This window comes from Bifidobacterium phasiani (assembly GCF_019331775.1).
Classification (GTDB): domain Bacteria; phylum Actinomycetota; class Actinomycetes; order Actinomycetales; family Bifidobacteriaceae; genus Bifidobacterium; species Bifidobacterium phasiani.
This window is the reverse complement of record NZ_JAHBBD010000009.1, coordinates 84,268-91,243: the sequence shown is the minus strand read 5'-3', so window position 1 is coordinate 91,243 and position 6,976 is coordinate 84,268. Positions and strand designations below refer to the sequence as shown.

Annotated in this window: 6 protein-coding genes and 1 tRNA gene; 2 read left to right on the top strand and 5 right to left on the bottom strand. The window is 67.7% G+C overall.

Annotation, left to right across the window (positions count from 1 at the left end):
* Positions 1 to 830 precede the first annotated feature (830 nt).
* The 3 genes from KIH73_RS05375 to KIH73_RS05365 form a co-directional block, all read right to left on the bottom strand.
* Positions 831 to 3,464: a polyribonucleotide nucleotidyltransferase gene (locus KIH73_RS05375; RefSeq protein ID WP_219081329.1), complete on the bottom strand. Its 2,634-nt coding sequence runs from the start codon at positions 3,462 to 3,464 to the stop codon at positions 831 to 833.
* Between the two features lie 204 nt (positions 3,465 to 3,668).
* Positions 3,669 to 3,938, bottom strand: a complete 270-nt coding sequence (rpsO, locus tag KIH73_RS05370) for a 30S ribosomal protein S15 (protein WP_219081327.1) — start codon at positions 3,936 to 3,938, stop codon at positions 3,669 to 3,671.
* 133 nt (positions 3,939 to 4,071) lie between these two features.
* A complete protein-coding gene (locus KIH73_RS05365) occupies positions 4,072 to 4,743 on the bottom strand; it encodes a hypothetical protein (protein ID WP_219081325.1) in 672 nt (223 codons plus the stop codon).
* Between the two features lie 494 nt (positions 4,744 to 5,237).
* Between KIH73_RS05365 and KIH73_RS05360 the strand changes: the two genes are divergently transcribed.
* Together KIH73_RS05360 and KIH73_RS05355 are read left to right on the top strand one after the other, a co-directional pair.
* Entirely contained in the window at positions 5,238 to 5,393 is a 156-nt protein-coding gene (locus KIH73_RS05360) for a hypothetical protein (protein WP_219081323.1), read from the top strand.
* A complete protein-coding gene (locus KIH73_RS05355; protein WP_219081321.1) occupies positions 5,383 to 5,583 on the top strand; it encodes a helix-turn-helix transcriptional regulator in 201 nt (66 codons plus the stop codon). Before KIH73_RS05360 ends, KIH73_RS05355 begins: the two co-directional genes overlap by 11 nt.
* 173 nt (positions 5,584 to 5,756) lie before the next feature.
* Here the strand turns inward: KIH73_RS05355 and KIH73_RS05350 are convergent.
* Both KIH73_RS05350 and KIH73_RS05345 read right to left on the bottom strand, forming a co-directional pair.
* Positions 5,757 to 5,830: transfer RNA gene (locus tag KIH73_RS05350), tRNA-Gly, on the bottom strand.
* A 121-nt stretch (positions 5,831 to 5,951) separates the two neighbouring features.
* Positions 5,952 to 6,425: a holo-ACP synthase gene (locus tag KIH73_RS05345; protein ID WP_219081345.1), complete on the bottom strand. Its 474-nt coding sequence runs from the start codon at positions 6,423 to 6,425 to the stop codon at positions 5,952 to 5,954.
* Positions 6,426 to 6,976: the final 551 nt, after the last annotated feature.

Here is a 6,976-nt window from a genome sequence, read left to right as displayed (position 1 = left end):
GGCGTGCACGCCGGGATGCTGTCGTTGTGTATCCATGACACAACCACACCACCACCGTCAACCATGCCCCAGGACAAGCGTCAACCATGCCCCAAGACACCCGTCAACCATCCGCCGAAACAAGACACGGCACGACAGGATTCCGTACCACGGGGTACGGTACGGTGCAGCATGAAACCATGAACGCTGCGGTTCCGCATCATGGCACAACACGATCCAAGGCCGGCACATGGAGATCCCGAACCGGGTACGGTACACAAGCCCACCAACTCCCCTGTTGGGGATTCCGTACCACGGTACGGTACAGTAGCTCCACAGAAACGTTGGAATTCCAAGGATCAGGATTCCGTACCGTACCACGGTACGGTACGGTGCAGCCCAAAACCGGCACGGCAGGGTTCCGTACCACGGGGTGCACGAAGGCCCCGGGGAATCCGCACGCGCCGGGTGCATCAGCAACGGCGGCGAATCCCTGCGGCGACCCGCACGCGCCACCGCAGGATGCACATGATCCCGGTACGCCAAGCGCCCGCGCACACCCCATATTCCCCGAAAGCCGGAACGGGCGGCACCACACGGCAGAAGCCCGTCACACCATGCAACCGACTCAAGCCCACATACGGCGGGCACCCACGACGATCGTCCACTACTTCCGGCAGCACTTCATTCAAGCCCCGCATACGACGGGACCCCGCCGGCCTCATTGAACTGCCTCCCATTCTTGTGCACAAGAAATGGGAGGCAGTTCACATCGGTCGGCGGGGTCCCGTCACATCGCCCCGGATCGGCCGCCGCCCTCAGGCGGACGACGGCCGGTCACAGGTCCGCGATCAGTCCTCGAACGGATCGAAGTCGCGGCGCACGCGACGGCGCGGACGCTCGGAACGCTCCTCGCGGTCGGCGCGGTACTCGTCGTAGTTCTCGTCGGCGGCGTAGCGCGGGTTGCGATCGTCGCGACGCGAACGGTAGCCGCGGCGCTCCTCGCGGTCGCCACGGCGGTCGTCGCGATCGGAACGGCGGTCATCGTCGTCGTAGTCGCGGCGGCGACGGCGCGGACGCTCGTCGTAGTCGCGATCGTCGTAGCGGTCGTCGCGCTCGCGGCGGCGGCGCGGACGCTCGTCGTAGTCGCGATCGTCGTCGTAGTCGCGGCGCGAACGGTAGCCGCGGTCCTCGCGGTCGCCGCCGCGGCGGTCGTCGCGATCGGAACGGCGGCCGCGACGGCGGTCGTCGGAGCGCTCGCGGCGCGGAGCGGAGGACTCCTGCTCCTCGAAGCCCGGGATGGCCAGGCTGATCTTGCCGCGGTCGTCGACGCCCTGCACGATCACCTCGACGGTGTCGCCTTCCTTGAGCACGTCCTCGACGGCGTCGATGCGCTCGCCGTTGGCCAGGTTGCGGATCTGCGAGATGTGCAGCAGGCCGTCGGTGCCCGGCGTGAGGTTCACGAACGCGCCGAAGCTCGTGGTCTTGACGACCTTGCCGTTGTAGGTCTCGCCGGCCTCCGGCACGTGCGGGTTGGCGATCTGGTCGATGATCTGCTTGGCCTTCTCCGCGGCCTCGCCGCCCTCGGAGGCGATGTACACGGTGCCGTCGTCCTCGATGGAGATCTCGGCGCCGGTGTCCTCCTGGATCTGGTTGATCATCTTGCCCTTCGGGCCGATGACCTCGCCGATCTTGTCGACCGGGACGGTGGTGGTGATGATGCGCGGCGCGTACGGGCTCATCTCGGCCGGGCCGTCGATGCACTCGTTGATGACCTCGAGGATCGTGGTGCGGGCCTCCTTGGCCTGCTGCAGCGCGGCGGCCAGGATGTCGGCGGGGATGCCGTCGAGCTTGGTGTCCAGCTGCAGGGCGGTGATGAACTCGGAGGTGCCGGCGACCTTGAAGTCCATGTCGCCGAAGGCGTCCTCGGCGCCCAGGATGTCGGTCAGCGTCTTGTAGACGTGCTGGCCGTCGACCTCGCCGGTCACCAGGCCCATGGCGATGCCGGCCACCGGGGCCTTCAGCGGCACGCCGGCGGCGAGCAGGCTCAGGGTCGAGGCGCACACGGAGCCCATCGAGGTCGAGCCGTTGGAGCCGATGGCCTCGGAGACCTGGCGGATCGCGTACGGGAACTCCTCGCGGCTCGGCAGCACCGGCACGATGGCCTTCTCGGCGAGCGCGCCGTGGCCGATCTCGCGGCGCTTCGGGGAGCCGACGCGGCCGGTCTCGCCGGTCGAGTACGGCGGCATCTCGTAGTTGTGCATGTAGCGCTTGGTCTGCGGGCCGGACAGCGCGTCGATCTGCTGCTCCATCTTGAGCATGTTCAGCGTGGTGACGCCCAGGATCTGGGTCTCGCCGCGCTGGAACAGGGCGGAGCCGTGCACGCGCGGGACCACGTCCACCTCGGCGGACAGCGTGCGGATGTCGCGCAGGCCGCGGCCGTCGATGCGGTAGTCCTGGGTCAGGATGCGGCGGCGGACGATCTGGCGCTGCAGCTCCTTGAACGCGTTGCCGATCTCCTTGTCCTTCTCCATCTCGTCCATGTCGGCGAACTCGCCGGCCAGCGTGTCCTTGACGTGCTGCTTGATCTCGGCGATGCGGTCCTGGCGCGGCAGCTTCTCCGCGATGGACAGCGCCTCGTTGAGGTCCTCATGCGCGATCTGGTCGATGCGGGCGTACAGCTCGTCGGTGTACTCCGGGAAGAGCTGGAACTCCTTGGTCTGCTTGGCGGCGATGCGCTTGAGCTCGGCCTGGGCCTCGCAGATCACCTTGATGAACGGCTTGGCGGCCTCCAGACCGCCGGCGACGACCTCCTCGTCCGGCTTGATCTGGCCCTCGTCGTAGATCAGCGACCAGGCGTTCTTGCCGGCGCCGGCCTCGATCATCGCGATCGCGACGTCGCCGTTCTCCACCACGCGGCCGGCGACCACGATCTCGAACACGGCGCGGTCGCGCTCGCTCCAGCGCGGGAACGCGACCCACTGGCCGTCGACCAGCGCCAGGCGGACGCCGGAGACCGGGCCCTCGAACGGCAGGCCGGAGATCATCGTCGACGCCGACGCGGCGTTCAGGGCGATGACGTCGTACGCGTCATCGGGGTTCACGGCGAGGATCGTCTCGACGACCTGCACCTCGTTGCGCAGCGTGTGCGGGAACAGCGGGCGCAGCGGGCGGTCGATGATGCGGCAGGCCAGGATGGCCTCCGAGCTCGGGCGGCCCTCGCGGCGGAAGAACGAGCCCGGGATCTTGCCCGCGGCGTACATCTTCTCCTCGACGTCCACGGTCAGCGGGAAGAAGTCGTAGTTCTCCTTCGGGCTGGAACCTGCGGTGGTGGTGGACAGCACCATCGAATCGTCATCCAGATACGCGGCCACAGCGCCATCGGCCTGCTGGGCGAGACGGCCCGTCTCGAAGCGCAGCGTGCGCTTGCCGAACGAGCCATTGTCGATTACGGCCTCCACGGCCTTGATTTCGGGACCCTCCAAGGGTTTCTCCTTTGTTGTTTTCCTACTTGCTAACTTCTTTGCCTTCACATTGTGCATGCCGTACGCGGCGTACCTGGCCGCGTGCTCCTCGTGTGCAGTCTCCTCGCATCATTGCCCGAGCCTCGGGCATTCCTCGTTCAACCCTCGTCAGATAGGCGACATGCAAAAACGCCCGAGCATGGTTGCCCGGGCGGAAGCGTTCAATTATCGGCGCAGACCAAGCCGCTCGATCAGCGAGCGGTAGCGGTTGATGTCCACGCGCTTGAGATAGTCGAGCAGACGGCGACGGTCGCCGACCATCAGCAGCAGGCCACGGCGGGAGTGGTGGTCGTGCTTGTGCATCTTCAGGTGCTCGGTCAGATCGGCGATGCGCTTGCTCAGCAGAGCGACCTGGACCTCCGGGGAGCCCGTGTCACCCTCGTGAGTCGCGTACTCGGAAATGATCTGCTGCTTCTGTTCAGCCGTAAGTGCCACGGCATCCTCCTTGTGTCTAGCTGCGCGGTGCTGGCGGCCCCATGCCGCAGCGCTCTCTATCCGCGGGCGGAAATACGCCAAACGACTAGTATACAGAACCCCATGACCAAACGGATCGCCGGTGGGTTGCGCCTCACACCACGGTGAGCAGGCCGCCGAACAGCACGACGAACAGGGCGACGACCTCCAGCGCGAAGAACAGCAGGTAGGACGCCCAGCTGCGCGTCAGCACGTTCAGCGGCGAATCCTTGCGGATCAGCACCAGCAGTCCGACGAACACCACGGCGTACACCGCGACCGCGATGCCCGCGGCGATGATGCCCAGGTTCGCGGCGTTGGCGAGCGGCGCGGAGTCGCCGTATATCACGTAGGTGGAGTACCAGAAGTCCAGGCGCAGCAGGCACAGGCCGCCGATGAACTGCTCCGCGGCCAGACCGGCGATGAACACAATGTGCCCTATCCGGTTGCGGGTCTCCACGATCACCAGCGCCAGCCCGGTGAAGGCCATGACGGTGACCGCCCAGGCCACCAGGGCCACGCCGCGCGGCTCGAGCATGCTCAGATGCGAGACGAGCCATTCGGTGTGGTTCGTGGCGAGCATGCGGCCCAGCCAGTACGGTCCGATGATCGCCGCGAGCACGAGCACGACGTAGGCGACCCATCGCATCGGGCGGGAACGGCTGCGCTCGATGTCGGCCAGCGACAGGTCGGTGGTCGGGATCGAGGCCACGGGGTGCTTGGAGACCTCGGCCTGGACTTCGTTCTCGTTCGCGGGATCGGCCGTCGCTTCGGGTGCCTTCGTCATATCCTCGTTCCTTTGCCGTGTCTGACGGGTTTCGCGTCGTTCTTGCCGCCGATACCCTACCTTACCCCGTCCGCCTCGCCGGCATCGCCGTCCCGTGCGGCCCGCGAGGGAACTTGCGGGAGGGTTCCGGCATGACCATCGAACTGCCCGCCGCCGTTCCGTCAGATCCGCGCGAGAACTTGCCCCAGATGGGATGGCGGATACGCCGGCGTCCACCCGCGCGGCCGTGCAGGGCTCGTCGGGGCGGGCCGATGCCGTGCGGCCCGCCGGCTGCGCGGCCCGGACGGAACGTATCTGCATAAGCTGTAGCGGATTACGGGTCCTGCGGACACCCAACTGGATTAGGTGAGGCACCGAAACGGGGATATGCCGGGTATGACCCGCGGAATACCGCCTCTCATACCCGCCGGAACGCCGGCGGGCTGCCTCACCTAATCCAGTTGGATGTTCGCAACCCCGCGAATCCGCCACACGTATGTGACATCATGGAAACCATGAGCAAACGAAGGACGCCGGACATCGTCTCGCTGCCGTTCGCCATTGCGGGAACCGGCATTGCCCTGTCCGATCTCCCCTACGGAGCGACCGGATTCGAGGCGGCCTTCGGCATCGACGGATTGTTCGCAGGGATGGTGAATTATGACGACTAAACATTACCTGTCGGTCACCGAGGTGGCCGAACGACTCGGTATCTCCACAGGCGCGGTCAGCGCCTACAAGCTGCCCGAACCCGACGCCACCATCGGCCGCACGCGCGGCTGGCTGCCCGAGACCATCGATCGATGGAACGCCGCCCGTCCCGGCCGCGGCGTCGGGGGCGGCCGTCCCCGCAAGCACTAGACCGAGGCACGGCGGCATCCCAAGTCTCACGGCCCGTCGCACAGGACACAGTAACTGCAACGACGTGCCGCCCCCCGGACGCAGGCGCCCGCTGCCCGTTGCCGCCCGACATTGCCCTATAGCCTGAAAGGCCGCGAACCCTTGGGAATCCTTGGGGTTCGCGGCCTTTCAAGTGGAGCGGACGACGGGAATCGAACCCGCGTAATCAGTTTGGAAGACTGAGGCTCTACCATTGAGCTACGTCCGCGTGCGTCGCCTCGCAGGAAACGACCTGAGCCATTATACACATCCGCCCGCAGCGTGTCGACTACGGCGGGCACTCCGAACGGCCGCGACGCCACGGCGGCGTCACGCCCGTCACGCCCGCGTCACGCCGGGCGCCCCATCAGCAGCACCACCGCGCAGGCCACCGGCCCGTCATGGCTCAGCGAGACATGCCACCGCGGCCCGTCGCTCGCGCCCGAGCCGGGCAGCGACTCCGCCAGCCGCGCCGCCACCGGCGCCGCCGGCACCACGTGGGGCCTGCCGCGGGAATCGTCGAGGATCTCGATCCCCGACCACGGGAAGTCGTCGAGCGTATACGGATAGGGCCGGTCCCCCAGGGCGTCGCACCACGCCTTGAGCACCGCCTCCTTGCCGGCCCAGCGCGCCGCCAGATGCACGGCCTCGCCGTCGTGCTTCGCCGCGGCGCGCAGCGTCGACTGCCGCAGCTCGCGCGCCGAGAACAGCCCGCGCATGCGCGAGCCGGGTTCGCGCAGCTGCTCGCCGAACGCCGCCAGGTCCACGACGTCGTGACCCACGCCGATCACGCCGACGCACCAGTCCGCCCGCGCGGCGGCCATAACCGAGTCCACAGCCTCGCCGACCGCCCGCGCGACGCCGGCGACCGGCGCCGGGCTTGCACTCCGGCCGCGCAGGCCGGGCGACGCATCACGTGATGATTCCATGCCCATACCGCCACCGTACCAGCCGTGCACGCCCAGCCGAGACCAATCGGCAGCGTCTTTGCACGCCACAGCACGAGCATCGGCCGCGCACGTCCAACCGAGACCGATGCGCGCGTCATGCGCGGTTCGCTCCGCCGACGCCCGCCCGACCGATGTCAAGGAGTCGACGAACCGACCGCCCGTTATCGAAGGGGACACGCCCGGCCCGGGACACGCCCGTCCGCCCGCAACCGACTCGCGTATCGCCGAAGCTCCACAAGCCGCGGACGCTCGGCAAACACGTCACCGCAACCGACGCACGCATTGCCGGACTCCCGCGATCCGCGCCCGACCGTCGGCGCGGCGTCACAACCGCCCCGGAAGCCAACGGACCGACCTTCGCGCCTCGCCCGATCCAAGACGTCGGCCGCCCGTCCCCCACGACGGATAACGTCCGCTTGACGTAA

Excerpts from the sequence above, each read along its gene's own strand:
- KIH73_RS05365 (WP_219081325.1), bottom strand. The coding sequence starts at position 4,743 with ATGACGAAGGCACCCGAAGCGACGGCCGATCCCGCGAACGAGAACGAA.
- KIH73_RS05360 (WP_219081323.1), top strand. The coding sequence starts at position 5,238 with ATGAGCAAACGAAGGACGCCGGACATCGTCTCGCTGCCGTTCGCCATT.
- KIH73_RS05355 (WP_219081321.1), top strand. The coding sequence starts at position 5,383 with ATGACGACTAAACATTACCTGTCGGTCACCGAGGTGGCCGAACGACTC.
- KIH73_RS05345 (WP_219081345.1), bottom strand. The coding sequence starts at position 6,425 with ATGGCCGCCGCGCGGGCGGACTGGTGCGTCGGCGTGATCGGCGTGGGT.